The sequence below is a fragment of the Dactylosporangium sp. NPDC051087 genome (assembly GCF_055586325.1).
The window spans coordinates 68,835-85,704 of sequence record NZ_JBVJIJ010000004.1; the positions used below are offsets into that span (position 1 = coordinate 68,835).

At 71.7% G+C, this 16,870-nt stretch carries 18 protein-coding genes and 1 pseudogene; 7 read left to right on the forward strand and 12 right to left on the reverse strand.

The genetic code is table 11. The features are described 5' to 3' along the window. Positions 1-33: 33 nt before the first annotated feature. The 6 genes from ACZ6TV_RS09165 to ACZ6TV_RS09190 all read right to left on the reverse strand — a co-directional run bounded on the left by ACZ6TV_RS09165 (position 34) and on the right by ACZ6TV_RS09190 (position 6,546). Positions 34-249: a helix-turn-helix domain-containing protein gene (locus ACZ6TV_RS09165; RefSeq protein ID WP_033363444.1), complete on the reverse strand. Its 216-nt coding sequence runs from the start codon at positions 247-249 to the stop codon at positions 34-36. Positions 250-365: 116 nt separating this feature from the next. After that, positions 366-1,550: an ABC transporter permease gene (locus ACZ6TV_RS09170; RefSeq protein ID WP_465296648.1), complete on the reverse strand. Its 1,185-nt coding sequence runs from the start codon at positions 1,548-1,550 to the stop codon at positions 366-368. Continuing rightward, complete coding sequence (locus ACZ6TV_RS09175; protein WP_465296649.1) at positions 1,547-2,227, reverse strand: ABC transporter ATP-binding protein; 681 nt, start codon at positions 2,225-2,227, stop codon at positions 1,547-1,549. The genes ACZ6TV_RS09170 and ACZ6TV_RS09175 overlap by 4 nt, the downstream gene beginning before the upstream one ends. Beyond that, entirely contained in the window at positions 2,224-3,579 is a 1,356-nt protein-coding gene (locus tag ACZ6TV_RS09180) for an efflux RND transporter periplasmic adaptor subunit (RefSeq protein ID WP_465296650.1), read from the reverse strand. The genes ACZ6TV_RS09175 and ACZ6TV_RS09180 overlap by 4 nt, the downstream gene beginning before the upstream one ends. Positions 3,580-3,602: 23 nt before the next feature. Next, complete coding sequence (locus ACZ6TV_RS09185; protein WP_465296651.1) at positions 3,603-5,528, reverse strand: hypothetical protein; 1,926 nt, start codon at positions 5,526-5,528, stop codon at positions 3,603-3,605. Positions 5,529-5,625: 97 nt separating this feature from the next. Then, positions 5,626-6,546 (reverse strand): proline dehydrogenase family protein, encoded by a 921-nt coding sequence (locus tag ACZ6TV_RS09190; RefSeq protein WP_465296652.1) that lies wholly within the window; start codon positions 6,544-6,546, stop codon positions 5,626-5,628. A gap of 78 nt (positions 6,547-6,624) precedes the next feature. On the opposite strand from ACZ6TV_RS09190, the gene ACZ6TV_RS09195 reads away from it, so the two are divergent. Both ACZ6TV_RS09195 and ACZ6TV_RS09200 read left to right on the forward strand, forming a co-directional pair. Beyond that, the gene (locus ACZ6TV_RS09195) at positions 6,625-7,212 is read left to right on the forward strand and encodes a CGNR zinc finger domain-containing protein (protein WP_465296653.1); all 588 of its coding nucleotides are present in this window, start codon (positions 6,625-6,627) and stop codon (positions 7,210-7,212) included. Between the two features lie 204 nt (positions 7,213-7,416). Further along, positions 7,417-7,617 (forward strand): cold-shock protein, encoded by a 201-nt coding sequence (locus ACZ6TV_RS09200; protein WP_344511569.1) that lies wholly within the window; start codon positions 7,417-7,419, stop codon positions 7,615-7,617. Between the two features lie 89 nt (positions 7,618-7,706). On the opposite strand, the gene ACZ6TV_RS09205 is transcribed toward ACZ6TV_RS09200, so the two are convergent. Beyond that, the gene (locus ACZ6TV_RS09205) at positions 7,707-8,522 is read right to left on the reverse strand and encodes a sugar phosphate isomerase/epimerase family protein (protein ID WP_465296654.1); all 816 of its coding nucleotides are present in this window, start codon (positions 8,520-8,522) and stop codon (positions 7,707-7,709) included. 40 nt (positions 8,523-8,562) lie between these two features. After that, positions 8,563-9,492, reverse strand: coding sequence for a Ppx/GppA phosphatase family protein (locus ACZ6TV_RS09210; protein ID WP_465296655.1), 930 nt, complete (start codon positions 9,490-9,492; stop codon positions 8,563-8,565). A gap of 43 nt (positions 9,493-9,535) precedes the next feature. On the opposite strand from ACZ6TV_RS09210, the gene ACZ6TV_RS09215 reads away from it, so the two are divergent. Next, on the forward strand, positions 9,536-10,369 hold the full coding sequence (locus ACZ6TV_RS09215) for a DUF3109 family protein (RefSeq protein ID WP_465296656.1): 834 nt from the start codon (positions 9,536-9,538) through the stop codon (positions 10,367-10,369). Between the two features lie 87 nt (positions 10,370-10,456). Here the strand turns inward: ACZ6TV_RS09215 and ACZ6TV_RS09220 are convergent, their stop codons facing one another. After that, positions 10,457-10,675, reverse strand: coding sequence for a hypothetical protein (locus ACZ6TV_RS09220; protein ID WP_465296657.1), 219 nt, complete (start codon positions 10,673-10,675; stop codon positions 10,457-10,459). A 91-nt stretch (positions 10,676-10,766) separates the two neighbouring features. On the opposite strand from ACZ6TV_RS09220, the gene ACZ6TV_RS09225 reads away from it, so the two are divergent. Next, entirely contained in the window at positions 10,767-11,414 is a 648-nt protein-coding gene (locus ACZ6TV_RS09225) for an acyltransferase (RefSeq protein WP_465296658.1), read from the forward strand. Between the two features lie 44 nt (positions 11,415-11,458). After that, positions 11,459-12,088, forward strand: coding sequence for a PilZ domain-containing protein (locus ACZ6TV_RS09230; RefSeq protein WP_465296659.1), 630 nt, complete (start codon positions 11,459-11,461; stop codon positions 12,086-12,088). A 5-nt stretch (positions 12,089-12,093) separates the two neighbouring features. Here the strand turns inward: ACZ6TV_RS09230 and ACZ6TV_RS09235 are convergent, their stop codons facing one another. Further along, on the reverse strand, positions 12,094-12,777 hold the full coding sequence (locus tag ACZ6TV_RS09235; protein ID WP_354783493.1) for a response regulator transcription factor: 684 nt from the start codon (positions 12,775-12,777) through the stop codon (positions 12,094-12,096). A gap of 77 nt (positions 12,778-12,854) precedes the next feature. Then, a pseudogene (locus ACZ6TV_RS09240) lies at positions 12,855-13,889 on the reverse strand (ATP-binding protein); the annotation flags it as partial. Between the two features lie 217 nt (positions 13,890-14,106). Between ACZ6TV_RS09240 and phoU the strand changes: the two are divergent. Continuing rightward, positions 14,107-14,763, forward strand: coding sequence for a phosphate signaling complex protein PhoU (phoU, locus tag ACZ6TV_RS09245; protein WP_465296660.1), 657 nt, complete (start codon positions 14,107-14,109; stop codon positions 14,761-14,763). Between the two features lie 59 nt (positions 14,764-14,822). Here phoU and ACZ6TV_RS09250 read toward each other — a convergent pair whose 3' ends face one another. Next, entirely contained in the window at positions 14,823-15,575 is a 753-nt protein-coding gene (locus ACZ6TV_RS09250; protein WP_344511552.1) for a phosphoglyceromutase, read from the reverse strand. 63 nt (positions 15,576-15,638) lie between these two features. Between ACZ6TV_RS09250 and ACZ6TV_RS09255 the strand changes: the two genes are divergently transcribed. After that, a complete protein-coding gene (locus ACZ6TV_RS09255) occupies positions 15,639-16,853 on the forward strand; it encodes an MDR family MFS transporter (protein WP_465296661.1) in 1,215 nt (404 codons plus the stop codon). Positions 16,854-16,870 lie beyond the last annotated feature (17 nt).

Sequence of the window (16,870 nt, forward strand, 5' to 3'; positions counted from 1 at the left end):
TGATCGGAAAAGCGGGCCCACCAAGAAGGCGGTTTACGCCGTTTCGCGGAACGCTTCGCGCAGGTAGGCGTCGACCGCGTGCTCGGGCACCCGGAACGATCGGCCGACCCGCACGGCGGTGAGATCCCCGGCGTGGACCAGCCGGTAGACGGTCATCTTCGAAACCCGCATGAGGGTGGCCACCTCGGCGACCGTGAGGAACCTGACCTCGCCCAACCGGCCTTCGGTGGTGTGTGGCGTGCTAGACATCGCAACCTCCGACCAGCTGCTCGCCGAACTGATGAATCAGCGTGTTATCAGTACGGTAACGGTACTGCTGTGACTTGCGCCCTGGCTTCGTCGGAATCTTTCCTCTCAAGGTCAAGTTACTCGGTCCGCAGCGCCACGACGGGGTCGAGACGACCGGCCCGCTGTGCCGGGACGACGCCGAAGACGATGCCGACGGCCGCGGAGACCCCGAATGCCAGGGCGAGCGACCACCAGGTGATCGCCGCAGGTACCGGCGACAACGCGGCGACGGCGAGGGCCGCGCCGATGCCCAGTCCCATCCCGATGAAGCCGCCGAGCGTGGTGAGCAGCACCGCCTCGAGCAGGAACTGCACGCCGATGTCGCGGGGTCTGGCACCGACCGCCTTGCGCAGCCCGATCTCCTTCGTCCGCTCCCGGACGGAGACGAGCATGATGTTGGAGACGCCGACCCCGCCGACGAGCAGGGAGATGCCGGCGATCGCGGCGAGGACGCCGGTGAGCACGCCAAGGATGTCGCCGAGCACGCCGAGGATCTGCTCCTGGGTGACGGCGCTGAACTCGGTGCCGGGGTGGCGGCGGCCGAGCTCGGCGATGATGCGGGCGCTGAGGTCGTTGATCTCCTCCCGGTTCGGCGCCTTGATCGCGATCCCGTCGACGCGGTTGGTGCCGAGCAGGCGTTGCGCGGTGGTGATCGGGACGTGCACCTCGTTGTCGCGGTCGACGCCGAGGCTCTGCCCGAGCTGCGCGAAGACCCCGATGACGCGGAAGCGCACACCGGCGATGGTGATCTGCTGGCCGACGGCGTCGCGCTCGCCGAACAGCGTCCTCGCCACGCTCCAGCCGAGGACCGCGACCCGGCGGGACGTGTCGACGTCGCTGCGGCTCAGGTACGTGCCCCGCGCCAGGCTCCGGACGAACACCTGCGGCGTGGTCTCGATGACGCCGTTGATCGTGGCGAACGTGTCGACGTTGCCGGCCGCGACGGTCTCGCCCGACGCGACGGTGACGGCGACCCGGTTGCGGTCCCCGACGATCTTCGCCACGGCGTCGACGTCGGAGAGGTCCATCCGCGACACCGACGGCGCCGAGCCGAGGCTCACCTGCCCCGGCAGGACGATGAGCAGGTTCGAGCCGAGCCCTTCGACCTGCCGTTCGATCTGCTGCTTGGTGCCGGTGCCGATGGCGACCAGGACCACCACGGCGGCGACGCCGATGATCACGCCGAGCATGGTCAGCGTCGAGCGGAGCCGGTTGGCCCGCAGCGCGTCGATGGCGACCCGCCACGCCTCGGCGAACCTCATGACGCCGACACGATCTCGCCGTCCCGCATGACGATCTTGCGGTGGGCGCGGTCGGCGACCTCGTTGTCGTGGGTGACGACGACGAGCGCGACGCCCTGCTCGCCGTTGAGCGCCTCCAGCAGCGCGAGGACCGCCTGCCCGTTGCGGGTGTCGAGGTTGCCGGTCGGCTCGTCGGCGAGCAGCACCTGCGGGTCGGTGACCAGCGCGCGGGCGATCGCGACCCGCTGCTGCTCCCCGCCGGACAGCTGGTTGGGCCGGTGGTCGAGGCGGTGGCCGAGCCCGACCCGCTCCAGCATCGCGGCCGCCCGGGCCCGCCGCTGCGAGGCGCGCATCCCCCGGTAGACCAGCGGCAGCGCGACGTTGTCGACGGCGCTGGTCCGCGCGAGGAGATGGAACGACTGGAAGACGAACCCGATCGTCTCGTTGCGCAGCTTCGCCAGGGCCTGCGGGTCGAGGCCGGAGACGTCGCGGCCGCCGATCTCCAGGGTCCCCGTCGTGGGCCGGTCCAGGCCGCCGAGCAGGTGCATGAGGGTCGACTTGCCGGAGCCCGACGGGCCGATGATCGCGACGTAGTCACCGGCCTCGACGGTGAAGCTGACCCCGCGCAGCGCCGGGACGGTGACGCCGTCCAGGGCGTACTCCCGGGTCACGTCGCGCGCGAGCAGGGCCGCGGTCATCGGGACAGGTCCATGCCCTGCTTGACCTTGTCGGTGCCGCGGACGACGACCCGGTCGCCGTCCGCGACGCCGCTGAGCACCTGGACCCGGTCCTGGCCGGAGACGCCGACGCTGACGGGCGCCTGGACCGCCTTGCCGTCCCGGACGAGCCACACGACGTCCTTGCCGGCGACATTGAACACGGCCGCCGCGGGCACCGTCACCGCGTCGCTGATCTGGCGGACCTGCAGGTGCGCGACCGCGTTCATGCCGGGGCGCGGCGCCGGGGCGGACCGGCCGTCGGCGAAGGTGCCCTTGCCGAGGGTGAGCCTGGAGCGGTACGACACGCCGCCGCGTGCCGACGTCGACGGCAGGACGTCCGCGGACGTGACCGTCGCGGAGTAGGTGGCGCCGGGCGCGGCGTCGAGCTCGACCCGGGCGGTGACGCCGGGCTGGACGAGCAGCACGTCGGTCTCGTCGATCTCCGCCATCAGCCCGAGCTGCGACACGTCGACGACGGTGAGGATCGCGGTCCCGGCGCTCACCTGGCCGCCGACGGGGACGGCCGGGTCGACGCCCGGGCCGGCGGCGCCCGCCGAGCCGCCGGTGGGTGCGGCACCCGCCGGAAGCGCGGAGCCGGCCGCGCCGAGCAGGTCCGTGATCGACGGTGCCGACGCGGCCGACGTCCCGCCGAGCTGGACGACCCCGGCGACCGGGGCCCGCAGCGTCAGCGCGTCGACGGTGGCCTTCGCCAGGTCGTACGCCGCCTGCGCCTGGCTGCGCTGGGCCGCCGTCAACGCCGCCATGGCCTTCGTCACGCTGGCCAGGCCGCGCTGGACGGCGGTGATCACCGCACGGGCGGACGCGGCGGCCTCCTGGTAGGACCTCTCGGCGAAGTCGATCTGGGCCAGGAGCCCGGCCCGTACATCGGCGTCGGCGATCACCTGGGCGGCCTTGCGGGCCTCGCCGAACGCCTTGGCCGCGGCGTCGTCGGTCTTCTTCTGCGTCGCGGAGAGGTTCTTGACGCCGCCTCCCCCACCGCCCGCGCCCTTGAGCGCGTCGAGGGCCTCCTCGGCGGCGCGCAGCCGCTGCTGGGCGGACGGCGAGTCGACGACGGCCAGGACCTGCCCGGCCTCGACCGTGTCGCCGGGGCGGACCGCGAGGGCGGCGAGGGTGCCGTCGGCCGCCGCGGTCAGGGTCGCCGCGGCCCGCGCGGTGACGGTCGCCGGCGCGTCGACGACCTCGACGACGTCACCACGGCCGGCGGTGCCGAGCCCGATGTCGTCGTCCTCCTCGGAGCAGGACGCGCCGGTGAGGGAGAAGACCGTGAGCACGGCGACCAGCAACTGAACACGCGGGGGGACGCGATTCACAGCCGCAAGTCTGCCACGCGGCCCTAGATGTGATTACGCACGTACTTCACGCAGTCGGTGGACACGTCGTCCCACGAGACGCCATAGACCTTCGTCGCGGCGGTCTCGAGCGGCTCGCCCTGCCTGGCGGTGAGGTCGAAGAACTCCAGCATCTTCGCCTCGCCGAAGCGCTCCGCCATCCGGTTGACCGCCATGTACGCCACGCCGTACCGCCCGCTGACGTCGGCGGAGCTGGTCCCCTCCGGCGGGTCGTCCATCGCGATCTCGTTCGCCCAGCGGCCGCTCTGCACGTACTTGCGCACCGTCGACACGTCGTCGAACTTGCCGCCGATGCCCTGCACCCGGACGTACTCGGCGATGCCCTCGACGAGCCACCACGTCTGGTCGTAGGCGCGGGCGACCTTCGACAGCGTCACGACGTGCGTGAACTCGTGCCGCAGCACGTCCAGGGTCTCCTTCACGTCGACCCGGTTGGCGTTGAGCACGATCTCGGTCGCGTCGGCGGTCAGCGGCAGCGCGAAGCCGGCGACCCAGCTCTCCTGCCGGATGCCGTACCAGGTCGACCACTCGTCGGGCCCGGCGAGGTAGACGACGTACCGCGACGGCGGCGGCGCCCACTTCGAGTAGCGGTCCGACAGCTCCGCGGCCTTCTCCGCCGCGTTGAGCATGGTCGTGAGGCGCGACGCGTACTTCGGGGTCGTCGCCATGATGACCCGCTTGCCGACGGCGACCCGCAGCTCGCTGCGCTCCCACGGACGCGGGCCGAGGTCCTCGGCGACGCCGAACTCGAGCAGCTTCACCCCGTCGGCGGTGACGTTCCACTTCGTCTTCGTCTCGAGGTTCATCGGGTCGCAGGTGTCGACGACGTAGCAGTACCGGACGTAGACGATCACGTCCGCGGTGTTGTCGCCGGCGACCTTGACCGCGTCCAGGACCGTCGGCTCCCACACCTTCACCTGGAGCTGCCGCAGCGAGTTGAACCGCCTGGTCAGCTCCTCACGCAACGCACCGGCGGACGGGTCGACGGCCGCGACGAACCCGGCGGCGTCGCCCTTGAGCAGCGCCGCGCCCTGGTCGGTGAGGGCCTGCTTGACCTTGCCGTCGACCGACGCGGGCGGAATGGTCTTCGGGGAGCCGCTGCCGCCGGGCCGGGCGTCGGCCTGCCCGGGGCCGCGGGCGCCCGGGTCGACGCCCTGGGCGCTGCCGGCGGCGGTCCGCTCCCGGCGCACGGTCTCGAACGCGATCGCCGCCGGCGGCGTCACCAGCACCAGCGCGAGCGCCACCAGCAGCGCCGCGCGCAGCCCGGTGATCCTGCCGCGCTTCGGCGGGACCTGCGGCGGATACGGCTGCGGGTACGGCGACTGGTAGCCGTACTGCTGCGGGATGTGCGGCCGCGGCGGATACATCTGCGGCCCGACCTGCGAGGGCACGCCGAGGTGCGGGCCGGACGGCGGCGCGAAGCCGAGCTCGTCGTGCCGCTGCTGCTGCGGTACGTGCGGCGGCGGCACGACGGGAAACTGGCCGGTGTGCCGCTGGTCCTGCTGCTGCGGCACGACCGGGAACTGGCCGGTCCGGGACATGGGCTCGCCGGGCATGGGCGGGCGCGGCACCGGCGGCGGGCCCGGCGCGGGGCTCGGGACGACGGGGTGCTGGCCCGTGCTGCCCGTCCGGGTGGGGACGATCGGGTGCTGGCCGGTGTTGCCCATCCGCGGGGGGAACGGTCCGGCCGGCGGCCACGGCGCGACCGGCTGCGCCGACGTCCGCGGCCACTCCGGCGCGGTCAGCGGCTGCGGCGACGGCGAGTCCGGCGCCACCCACATCGGGGCGGCGACCGGCTCGGGCTCGGATTCGTACGCGGGACGTGGCCGGGGCAGTTGAGGGCGCACGGAAACCGGGTCCGGCGCGGTGTCCGGTCCGTTGGTCGCGTCAGCCTCATCCCCCTGCATCACTGCCGGAACGTACGCGACCCGGTCAAGGCGCCGCGTCGCCCATACGGACGAGATGCAGGGTAAGGCCGTAACTTTCCGCTATGTCGCTATTTTCGCTTTATCCGCGGGAAGTGACCGCTCGGGCGAGAAATCCGAGGTTGGCGGGGCGCTCGGCCAGCCGCCGCATCATGTACGCATACCACTGGGTGCCGTACGGAAGGTAGACCCGCACGGTGTACCCGAGCCGGGCGAGACGCAGCTGCTCGTCGGGGCGCACCCCGTACAACATCTGGATCTCGAACTCGTCGGGGTTGCGGTCGAACCATTTGGCCCGGTCCTCGCCGATGGCGACCAGCCGGGGGTCGTGCGTGGCGATCATCGGATAGCCGGAGCCGGCCATCAGGACGTTCAAACAGCGCACGTACGACTTGTCGACGTCGAGGCGGGACTGGTAGGCCACCGACTCGGGCTCCTTGTAGGCGCCCTTGCACAGCCGGACGCGGGAACCGCTGACGGCCAGCTCGCGGCAGTCGGCCTCGGTGCGGCGCAGGTAGGACTGCACGACGGCGCCGGTGGTCGGGAACTCGGCGCGCAGCCGGCCGAGGACCTCCAGGGTCGAGTCGGTCGTCGTGTGGTCCTCGGCGTCGAGGGTGACGGTGGTGCCGGCCTCGCTCGCCTTGGCGCAGATCGCGCGGGCGTACTCGTAGGCCAGCTTCTCGTCGAAGACCTGGCCGAGCGCGGAGAGCTTCAGGCTGACCTCGGCGGCCGGGGTCAGCTCGGCGGCGTGCAGGGCGTCGAGCAGCTGCAGGTATTCGTCTCGGGTCGCCTCGGCCTGCTGGGGGTTGGTGGTGTCCTCGCCCAGGTGGTCGATGGTGACGGCCAGTCCGTCGGCGACGAGCTCGCGGGTGCGTTGTAGCGCGTCCTCCACGTGCTCACCGGCGATGAAACGGCGAACGATGCTCCGGCTGACCGGGGCGGTTTCAACGATTCGCTCGACCCGATGTGAGCGGGCGGCGGCGAGGATGACCGATCTGAGCATGTGCCGAGCGTAGACAGAACCACACGTCCTCGGTGACGCCTGGTCGCCAGTGTGGCATTTCTTGACTACCTTGGTCGGGTGGACTTCGACGCGTATGCGCGGACCGCCGTCGACATCGTCAACGCGCCGCTCGAAAGCATGCAGGATCTCGTCGCACTGTTCGGCGAGGACAGTTGGCAGACCGCCGAGGCGACCGAGCGCGACCTCGTCGCGTTCCGGCGTGCCCGCAAGCGGCTGCGGGAGGTGTTCGAGCACGGCTCCTCCGGTCGCGACATGGCCGCGGTCGCCGAGCTCAACGCGCTGCTGGAGGCATATCCGATGCAGCCGCGCATCTCCGGTCACGACACCCACGACTGGCACATGCACGTCACCGGTCGCGGGTCGTCGGTCAGTTCGGAGCTGCTCGCCGGGGCGGCGTGGGGCCTGGCGGTGTGGCTGTGCGAGCACGGCAGCTCCAGGTTCGGCGTGTGCGCGGACGAGCGCTGCGGCAACGTCTACCTGGACACGTCGTCCAACTGCTGCCGGCGTTTCTGCTCGGAGCGGTGCGCGACCAGGTCGCACGTCGCGGCGCACCGGGCCCGCAAGCGTGCCGCCGAAACGGGCGCCGCACTCGCACCGTCGCAGGTCGCGGTGGGCGAAGCGGATCGCGCGGTCGTGACCGCGTAAGTACCGGAAACCGCCACGGGCGCTGCCGACTTCGGCATATCTTCCGTGTTGTGGTTCGCTTCACCGCGCGCCCGACCTGCCCGACTTGTCGGACATGTCGGGCGTTCGGTTCAGGGCGATGTTTGGGACGTGGCCTTCCGGTCGCGGCCCTCGACACCGGGGCACGCGCCGGATCACAACGCCCTACGAAGGAGAAACAGCACCATGGCACAGGGAACCGTGAAGTGGTTCAACGCTGAGAAGGGCTTCGGCTTCATCAGCGTCGACGGCGGCAACGACGTCTTCGTCCACTTCTCCGCCATCGCCGAGGACGGCTACCGCAGCCTCGACGAGAACCAGCGCGTCGAGTTCGAGATCAAGCAGGGCCCGAAGGGCCCTCAGGCCGAATCCGTCCGCAAGCTCTGACCGTCGAGACTTCACGGCCCGGCGCGCGATTCGGCGTGCCGGGCTTTTTCCCGCCCGGCCGGCGACGCCTCGCCCCGCAGGCCTGCCGGTCAGACCTTGCTCGGGGCGGCGGTCGGGGCGGTGGCCAGGTGCCTGCGGGCGAAACGCAGGGACTCGGCGAGGTCGGCCTCCCGCTCGGCCCTGCTGCTCGCCTTGCGGGTGCCGACCTCGACCGCGACCGACCCGGTGAAGCCGCGCCGGCCCAGCGACTCCAGCAGCTCCGCGCACGGCTGGGTGCCCCGGCCGGGGACCAGGTGCTCGTCGCGGCCCTTGCCGGTGCCGTCGCCGAGGTGGACGTGGGCCAGGCCGGCCGCCATCGTGTCGGCCAGCGCGAGCGCATCGGTCCGTGACGCGGCGCAGTGTGACAGGTCCAGGGTGTAGGCGTCGAAGCCGGTGATCGTCGGGTCCCAGCCCGGCGCGTACGGCACGAACTCCCGTCCCACGCCGCGCAGCGGGAACATGTTCTCCACCGCGAACCTGATGCCGGGGAACTGCTTGCCGAGCTTCGCCAGGCCGGTTTCGAACGTCCGGGCGTATTCCCGCTGCCAGGCGAACGGCGGGTGCACCACGACGACCGGGGCGCCGAGCGTGTCGGCGAGCATCGCGGCCCGGCGCAGCCGCTCCCACGGGTCGGGGCTCCACACCCGCTGGGTCACCATCAGGCAGGGCGCGTGCACGGAGCGGACCGGCACGCCGTAGTGCTTCGACAGGCCGGCGAGGGCGCCCGCGTCCTGGCTCACCGCGTCGGACCAGACCATGACCTCGACGCCGTCGTAGCCGACGGCGGCGGCCATCTCGAACCCTGCCGCGGTCGGCTCGGGGAAGACGGACGAGGTGGACAGCAGCACCGGCACTCGAGGGCTCACTCCCCCAGGCTAGCCCGCTCGCCCTAACGCCTCCCGTCGATCAACTGGACTCCAGTACCTCCAACCGGCGAAGAATCACCCCTTCGCGCAGTGCCCAGGGGCAGATCTCGACCTCGTCGATGCCGAGGCTGCGCATCGTCACCTCGGCCACGACCGCGCCGGCGAGGATCTGATGCGCGCGGCCCGGGCTGACGCCGTCGATCTCGGCGAGGGCCGCCGACGGCATCCTGCGGATGAACGAGAGCACCTGGTGCAGCCCCACCCTGGTCAGCTTCCGCGGTGCGCGGGGTCCCGCGGACGAGGGCGCCGCGCCGGCCAGCCGGGCCAGGGTCCGGAACGTCTTCGAGGTGGCCACGGGCCGGTCCCAGCCCGCGTCCAGGAGCCGCTTGACCGGCTTCGCGACCTCGGCCTCCGCGTATTCGCACAGCGCATCGACCGCCGCCCTGGTCGGCGGGTCGCCGTCGATGCGCTCCCGGGTCAGCCGTCCCGCGCCGAGCGGCACCGACAGCGCCACGTCGGGCTCCTCGTCGATGCCGGTCGCCAGCTCCAGCGAGCCGCCGCCGATGTCCATCACCAGCAGCCGCCCGGCGGACCAGCCGAACCAGCGGCGCACCGCCAGGAACGTCATGATCGCCTCGGCCTCGCCCGACAGGACCTGCAGGTCGACGCCCGTCTCCTCACGGACCCTGCGCAGCACTCTCGCCGAGTTCTTCGCGTCCCGCACCGCCGACGTCGCGAACGCCAGCAGGTCGTCGGTCTCCAGGGCGGCCGCCGCGTCCCGCGCCTCCGCGCACGCCGCGACGAGACTGTCGGCGCCGGCCTTGCTGAGCTCGCCGTCCTTGCCGATCCTCTCCGCGAGCCGCAGCTCCGCCTTCTGCGAGTGCGCGGGCCACGGATGCGCGCCGTGATGGGCGTCGACCACCAGCAGATGGACCGTGTTGGATCCGACGTCGAGCACACCGAGCCGCATCCCTTCACCGTAATGCCGCGACGGGACGCGTACGCTTCGTCAAATGGAGATTCACGTCGCGGTCGACCGCATCGGCGACTCCGAGGCGCCCCGCGACCTGGAGGTCGACCTCGACTTCCCGCGGGAGTTCCTGGAGTTCTACGACCCCGCCGACGCCGACCACCTCGTGCGCGCCGACCTCACCTGGCTGCTGTCCAACTGGACGTGCGTCTACGGGCAGGGCTGCCACGGCATCATCGAGGGCAAGGCCGAGGAGGGCTGCTGCTCGCACGGCGCGTTCTTCACCGACGCCGACGACGAGAAGCGGGTCCGTGCCGCCGCGAAGCGCCTCGACCCGGAGCACTGGCAGCACTACCGCCGCGGCTTCAAGAACTACACCGAATGGGACACCATCGACGGCGAGTCGAAGGCCCTGCGCACCGCGACCCGCCCCGGCGCCGGCTGCGTCTTCCAGAACGACACCGACTTCGCCGGTGGCGGCGGCTGCGCCCTGCACGGCCAGGCGCTCCGCGACGGCGTGCACCCCCTGGAATACAAGCCTGACGTCTGCTGGCAGCTGCCCGTGCGCCGCGACCAGGACTGGCGCAAGCGCCCCGACGGCACGAAGATCCTCGTCTCCACGCTGGGCGAGTTCGACCGCCGAGGCTGGGGCGAGGGCGGCCACGACCTGCACTGGTGGTGCACGTCCTCGCCGGAGGCGCACGTCGGCGCGAAGCGGCTCTACCAGGAGTACGAGGCGGAGCTCGTCGCCCTCATCGGCCGGCCCGCCTACGCGAAGCTCGCCGACCTGTGCGCGGAGCGCGCGAAGCAGGGCATGGTCGCCCCGCACCCGGCGACGACCGTCGCCCTGAAGCTGCTGCCGACCCGCCTGGCCTGACCAGCGAAAGGCCTGACCAGCGAAAAGGCCTGACCAGCGAAAGCCGGCGGACGAAACCGGCCGGCGCGCGCACGTGCGAAGGCCGGCTCAGTCCTCGTCGGTCGGCGGGTGGGGCTGCGAGCCGGTGCGGCGCCCCCTGGAGAACAGGGAGTAGCCGACGGCGGTCAGGGACAGGCCGATGAGGATGCTGGGCAGGGCCTCGGGCCAGCCCGAGCGGGTGATCGCGGTCCAGACCGAGCTCGCGGCCAGGATCACGCCGACCAGCATCATGATCGTCCCGGCGGGGCCGGAGTTGAAGCTGCGCACCCCCGGAAACGCTACGGGGTCGGGGTGTCCGGTGTGTGACAACGCGGGAACCCGCCCGCCGCACCGCCGCGCGGTGCAATAGGTTCGTCGGGTGACCGAAGAGATCTTCCCCGGCGTGGAGCTGGGTGAGGGCACCGTGGTGGAGCCCGGTGCGCGGATCGGGGTGCCGCCCCGCGGCGCGGCACCCGGCGAACTGCCGACGATCATCGGGCCGGGGAGCCGGATCCGGTCCGGGACCGTGATCTACGCGGGGGCGCGGATCGGGGCGCGGTTCCAGTCCGGGCACGGGGCGATGATCCGGGAGAACAACGTCATCGGCGACGGGTGCTCGGTGGGCACCAACGCGGTCCTCGAGCCGGGCAACCGGATCGGCGACGGGAGCCGGGTGCACTCGCACTGCTTCCTGGAGAACGTGACGCTCGGCCGCCGGGTGTTCCTCGGCCCCGGCGTCGTGTTCACCGACGACCCGCACCCGCCCTGCCCGCGGTATGACGAGTGCGTGGGCGGCGCCACGGTCGAGGACGACGCGTCGATCGGCGGGAACGCGACGATCCTGCCCGGTGTCCGGATCGGCGCCCGGTCGCTGGTCGGCGCGGGGTCGGTGGTGACCCGGGACGTGGCGCCGGACACCGTCGTCGCCGGCAGCCCGGCACGGGAGAAGCGCAAGACCTCGGAGCTGGTGTGCATGCCCGGACACTTCGCCAAGCCGTACGAGTGGCGCGAGGCACTGGACTCGTAGCACGCCGGCCTCAAGTCGGCGGACGATCAGCCGAACGTGTAGGCGTGACCCTGCCCGCGATCAACGCTCTGGTCGACGTGGTGCTGATGGACGGCGAGGCCTATCAGTCCCGTGTCGAGGACATGACCGGCAAGCGGCTGACCGTCGCCGCGCCGTTCGGTGTCAACGGCGCCGACATGCCGAAGCTCGGCACCTCCGTCGAGCTGGCCTGGGTGGCGGGCGACCGGCGGCAGGCCGTCGACGTGCGGCTGGTCGAGCTGAGCAAGGAGCAGCCGCCGCGCTGGTCGCTGGAGGCGGTCGGGTCGGTGCGGCTGCAGACCCGGCGCAACTACGTGCGCGGCGGGGGCGGCGAGGCCGTCGAGGTCAGCAGGGACGGCACCGCGTTCCGCGGGCGGGTCATCGACCTGTCCGAGGGTGGGGTGCGGTGCCGCCTGCACGAGGACCGTTTCGACCGCGACGACCGGGTCGACCTGCGGATCGCGCTCGACGAGGAGACGATCGCGATCCGCGGCACGGTGCTGTTCGTCCGCCGCGACCCCGAGAACGACGCGTTCGACGTGATCATCACGTACGAGACGACCGAGGTCATGGGCCGGGCGATCCGCGGCTACGTCCTGCGGCGCGAGATGGAGGAGCGGCGCAGGGCGCGCGAGTCGGTGGCGAACGCCGGCTGAGCGGTTTACGGCTCGAACTTGTAGCCGAGGCCGCGGACGGTGACGATGAAGCGCGGCGCCGAGGGCTCCGGCTCGATCTTCGAGCGCAGCCGCTTGACGTGCACGTCGAGGGTCTTCGTGTCGCCCACGTAGTCGGCGCCCCAGACGCGGTCGATCAGCTGGCCGCGGGTCAGGACCCGGCCGGCGTTGCGCAGCAGCAGCTCGAGCAGCTCGAATTCCTTCAGCGGCAGCTGTACGGCGTCGCCGGCGACCGTGACGACGTGCCGGTCGACGTCCATGCGGACCGGCCCGGCGGACAGCGTCGGCGGGGCGAGCTCGCCCGGCGCGTCGACCTGCCGGCGCAGCACCGCGCGGATGCGGGCGACCAGCTCACGCGGCGAATACGGCTTGGTGACGTAGTCGTCGGCGCCGATCTCCAGGCCGACCACCTTGTCGATCTCGCTGTCCCGGGCCGTGATCATGATGATCGGCACGTTGGACTTGGTCCGCATCTGGCGGCAGACCTCGGTGCCCGACATCTCCGGCAGCATCAGGTCGAGCAGGACGATGTCCGCTCCGGTGCGGTCGAACTCCGTGAGGGCCTCGGTGCCGGTCGCCGCGATGGAGACCTCGAAGCCCTCCCTGCGGAGCATGTACGACAACGGGTCGGAGATGGACTCTTCGTCCTCGACCACGAGTACGCGCGCCAACGTGCTGTCCTTTCGTAGCTGCCGGGGAGCCGCACTGCGCTGCGAACCGCGGGTCTGATGTTGCGATTGGGTCACGATCATGGGGCCCCTCCGATCTCAACGGACGGCGGTATCGCCAGCGCGGCCTCCGTCGGACGCGCGGGAAGCCGCAAGGTGAACGTCGAGCCAACTCCGACACTGCTGACCACGTCGACGCGGCCGCCGTGATTGGTGGCGATGTGCTTGACGATCGCCAGGCCAAGGCCGGTGCCGCCGGTCGCCCGGGAGCGGGCGCGGTCGGCCCGGTAGAAGCGCTCGAAGATCCGGTCGAGATCCCGTGGCTCGATGCCGATGCCCTGATCGGCGACCGCGATCTCGATGAGGCCGGCCTCCTCACGGGTCGTGACGGTGACCGTCGTCGACTCCGGCGAGTAGGCGATCGCGTTCTCCACCAGGTTGACCACCGCGGTGACCAGCTGATTCTCGTTGCCGTAGACGATCAGGCCACGCGGGCCGTCGGAGGCGACCTCGATCTTCTTGGCGGCGCCGGGCGTCTTCGTGCGGTCGAGCACCTCGGCGAGGATCTTGTCGACGTCGACGGGCTCGGGCTCGGGCAGCGGCTCCGCGCCCTGCAGCCGCGACAGCTCCAGCAGCTCCGAGACGAGCCGGCCGAGCCGGGCCGACTCGTGCTTGATCCGCTCGGCGAACCGGATCGCGGCGGCGGGGTCCTGGTCGGTCGCGTCCAGCAGCGCCTCGGCGAGCAGTTGCAGGGCCCCGACGGGGGTCTTGAGCTCGTGGCTGACGTTGGCGACGAAGTCGCGGCGGACCCGCGCGACCCGGTGCGACTCGGTGACGTCGGCGGCCTCGATCGCGACCCGGCCGCCGTCGAGCGAGACCGCCCGCACGTTGACGCCAAGGGGTTCGCCGTGGGTGAGGCGGGGCAGGTCGAGCTCGACCACCCTGGTCACCCCGTTGCGCCGGACCTGACCGGCGAGGGTGCGCACGATGGTGTGCGCCTCCTCGGGCGCGCCCTGGCGCTGCCGGATGAGGCCCATCTCGCGGGCCGCCGCGTTGGCCAGCACGGGCCGGTCCGTCTCGTCGAGGACGACGACACCGACGAGCAACGCGTCGAGGATCTCGGTCATCGCCGAGTCCATCGCCGCGCTGTCGGCCTTCGACTGCCGGAACTTCCAATCCACGACCTGATGGTAGGAGGTCGCTTACCCGACGGACGGTGGTCCAGGGCACGAAACGGGCTCACATCACCCAGTGTTCACCCTCACGCGGGATGAAGTTCACCGGCCACGTCCACGCGCGACCTACGGTGAGGGACACCACGATAGGAGAACTATGCGCGACGAATACCGTGCCGACCTGCTGCAGGTCAACCGTCTACTGGTGTCGATGGCGGACGCCGTCCGCAGCGCGATGGTCCGCGCCACGAAGGCGCTGCTCACCGCCGACCAGACCGAGGCCGAGGAGGTCGTGGCCCGCGACGCGGAGGTCAACGCCCTCTACCGGCTCGTCGAGGACAAGGTCTACGACCTCTGCGCCCGCCAGGCGCCGGTCGCCTCCGACCTGCGTGTCGTGCTGACCGCGCTGCACCTCGCGACCGACCTCGAGCGCATGGGCGACCTCGCCGACCACGTCGCGAAGACGGCGCTGCGCCGGCTGCCCGAGGTCGCCGTCCCGGCCACGCTGACCGAGACGTTCGAGGAGATGGGTCTGGTCGCCGACCGGATCGCGGGCAAGATCTCCCGCGCGATCTCCAACCTCGACGTGGTCGCCGCCGGTCAGCTGGACCGCGACGACGACCAGATGGACAGGCTGCACACCAGCCTGTTCGAGACCATGTTCGGGCCCAAGTGGACCGAGAGCACCCAGGCCGCGGTCGACACGGCGCTGCTCGGCCGCTTCTACGAGCGCTACGCCGACCACGCGGTCAACGCCGGCCGGCACGTGGTGTTCCTCGTCACGGGCGAGGCGTTCGACACAGCCCCGGCATAGCGCAGCGCAGCAAAAGAGGGGGGCCGCCGCAGCGGCCCCCCTCACTGTTCTTGGAACAGCTAGCGCCCCTGGTTGGCGACCGCGGCCGCGGCCTCCTTGGCCGCCTCCGGGTCCAGGTAGGTGCCGCCGGCCGTGACCGGCCGCAGCGCCGCGTCGAGGTCGTAGCGCAGCGGGATGCCGGTCGGGATGTTGAGCTTGGCGATGGCCTCGTCGGAGATGCCGTCGAGGTGCTTCACCAGGGCGCGCAGCGAGTTGCCGTGCGCCGCGACCAGCACGGTGCGGCCGGCCAGCAGCTGCGGCACGATCTGGTCGTACCAGTACGGCAGCATGCGCTGCACGACGTCCTTGAGGCACTCGGTGCTCGGACGGATGTCCGGCGTCAGGTTCGCGTAGCGCGGGTCGGACGCCTGCGACCACTCGTCGTCGTCGGCGATCGGCGGCGGCGGCACGTCGTAGGAACGGCGCCAGAGCATGAACTGCTCCTCGCCGAACTCCTCGAGCGTCTGCTTCTTGTTCTTGCCCTGCAGGGCACCGTAGTGCCGCTCGTTGAGCCGCCAGCTGCGCTGGACCGGGATCCAGTGCCGGTCGGCGGCGTGCAGGGCGATCTCGCTGGTGCGGATGGCACGGCGCAGCACTGACGTGTGCACCACATCCGGCAGCAGACCGGACTCACGGAGCAGCTCGCCGCCCCGACGGGCCTCGGCCTCTCCTTGGGCGCTGAGGTCCACGTCGACCCAGCCGGTGAACAGGTTCTTCGCGTTCCACTCGCTCTCACCGTGCCGCAAGAGCACCAGTGTCCCGACTTCACTCATGCTCCCATCCTCCCGCACCGAATCATTTCGACAGCATCGGACCTCCGATGTAAGGATGCGGGCGTGAAGCACCGCTTACCATCTCAGTTCTGGGTCGTCTGGACAGCCACACTGGTCAACCGGGCGGGCGGCTTCGTCGGCATCTTCCTGACGATCTACCTGACGACCGAGCGGGGCTTCAGCGAGTCGACCGCCGGCCTGGTCCTCGGCCTGTACGGGCTGGGCGGAGCGGTCGGCGTCACCGTCGCGGGACACCTGACCGACCGCTGGGGCCGGCGGCCGACGGTGCTCCTGGCGATGGGTTCGGCGTCGGTGCTGATGCTCGCCCTCGGCCTGGCCCACGATCGCGGCACGATCATGGTGGGCGCGCTCGCGCTGGGCATGGCCGCCGAGGGGGCCCGCCCGCCGCTCGGCGCGATGATCGCCGACCTGGTGCCGGCGCCCGACCGCGGCCGGGCGTTCTCGGTGTACTTCTGGGCGATCAACCTCGGGTTCGCCACGGCCGCCGTCCTGGCCGGGTTCGCGGCCGGCGCCGGCTACCTGACGCTGTTCGTCGCGGACGCCGTGACCACGGCCGCCGCGGCGGTGCTCATCGCGGTGAAGATCCGCGAGACCAGGCCGGCGCCCGCACCGAGGGCCGCGCAGCGGGGCGGCGGCCTGGCCGCGCTCGGCCGGGACCGGGTGTTCCTCGGCTTCGTCGTGTGCAACCTGCTGATCGCGCTGGTGCTGATGCAGCACTCCTCGATGCTGCCGATCGCGATGATCGACGACGGGCTCAGCCCGCGCACGTTCGGCATCGTGATCGCGCTCAACGGCGTGCTCATCGTGCTCGGCCAGCCGCTCGTCACCCGGCTGCTCACCGGCCGCCGGGAGGCCCTGGTCGCCCCCGTCGCCGCGGTGGTGCTGGGGATCGGCTTCGGGCTCACCGCCTTCGTGCACACCCCGGTCTGGTACGCGGCGACCGTGCTGGTCTGGACCGTCGGCGAGATGCTCAACGCGCCCTCCACCGCCGCACTGCTGGCCGGCCTGTCGCCGGTGGACATGCGGGGGCGCTACCAGGGCGCCTACAGCCTGTCCTGGCAGGCGGCGGCGTTCCTGGCGCCGACCCTCGGCGGCGCGGTCCGCGACCTGGCCGGCAACACCACGCTGTGGCTCGGCTGCCTCGGGCTCAGCCTGGCCGCCGCGCTGTGGAGCCTGCTCGCGGTGCGCGCCCGGGAGCGCCGGGTGGCGGACCTGGCCACCGCCGCGGAGCGCCAGGACGAGCTGGCTAAGATCTAACTGTTAAGAGCGTTAAC

Coding starts and splice junctions, on each gene's coding strand:
- ACZ6TV_RS09165 (WP_033363444.1), bottom strand. CDS start 249: ATGTCTAGCACGCCACACACCACCGAAGGCCGGTTGGGCGAGGTCAGG.
- ACZ6TV_RS09170 (WP_465296648.1), bottom strand. CDS start 1,550: ATGAGGTTCGCCGAGGCGTGGCGGGTCGCCATCGACGCGCTGCGGGCC.
- ACZ6TV_RS09175 (WP_465296649.1), bottom strand. CDS start 2,227: ATGACCGCGGCCCTGCTCGCGCGCGACGTGACCCGGGAGTACGCCCTG.
- ACZ6TV_RS09190 (WP_465296652.1), bottom strand. CDS start 6,546: ATGCTCAGATCGGTCATCCTCGCCGCCGCCCGCTCACATCGGGTCGAG.
- ACZ6TV_RS09200 (WP_344511569.1), top strand. CDS start 7,417: ATGGCACAGGGAACCGTGAAGTGGTTCAACGCTGAGAAGGGCTTCGGC.
- ACZ6TV_RS09210 (WP_465296655.1), bottom strand. CDS start 9,492: ATGCGGCTCGGTGTGCTCGACGTCGGATCCAACACGGTCCATCTGCTG.
- ACZ6TV_RS09215 (WP_465296656.1), top strand. CDS start 9,536: ATGGAGATTCACGTCGCGGTCGACCGCATCGGCGACTCCGAGGCGCCC.
- phoU (WP_465296660.1), top strand. CDS start 14,107: ATGCGCGACGAATACCGTGCCGACCTGCTGCAGGTCAACCGTCTACTG.
- ACZ6TV_RS09250 (WP_344511552.1), bottom strand. CDS start 15,575: ATGAGTGAAGTCGGGACACTGGTGCTCTTGCGGCACGGTGAGAGCGAG.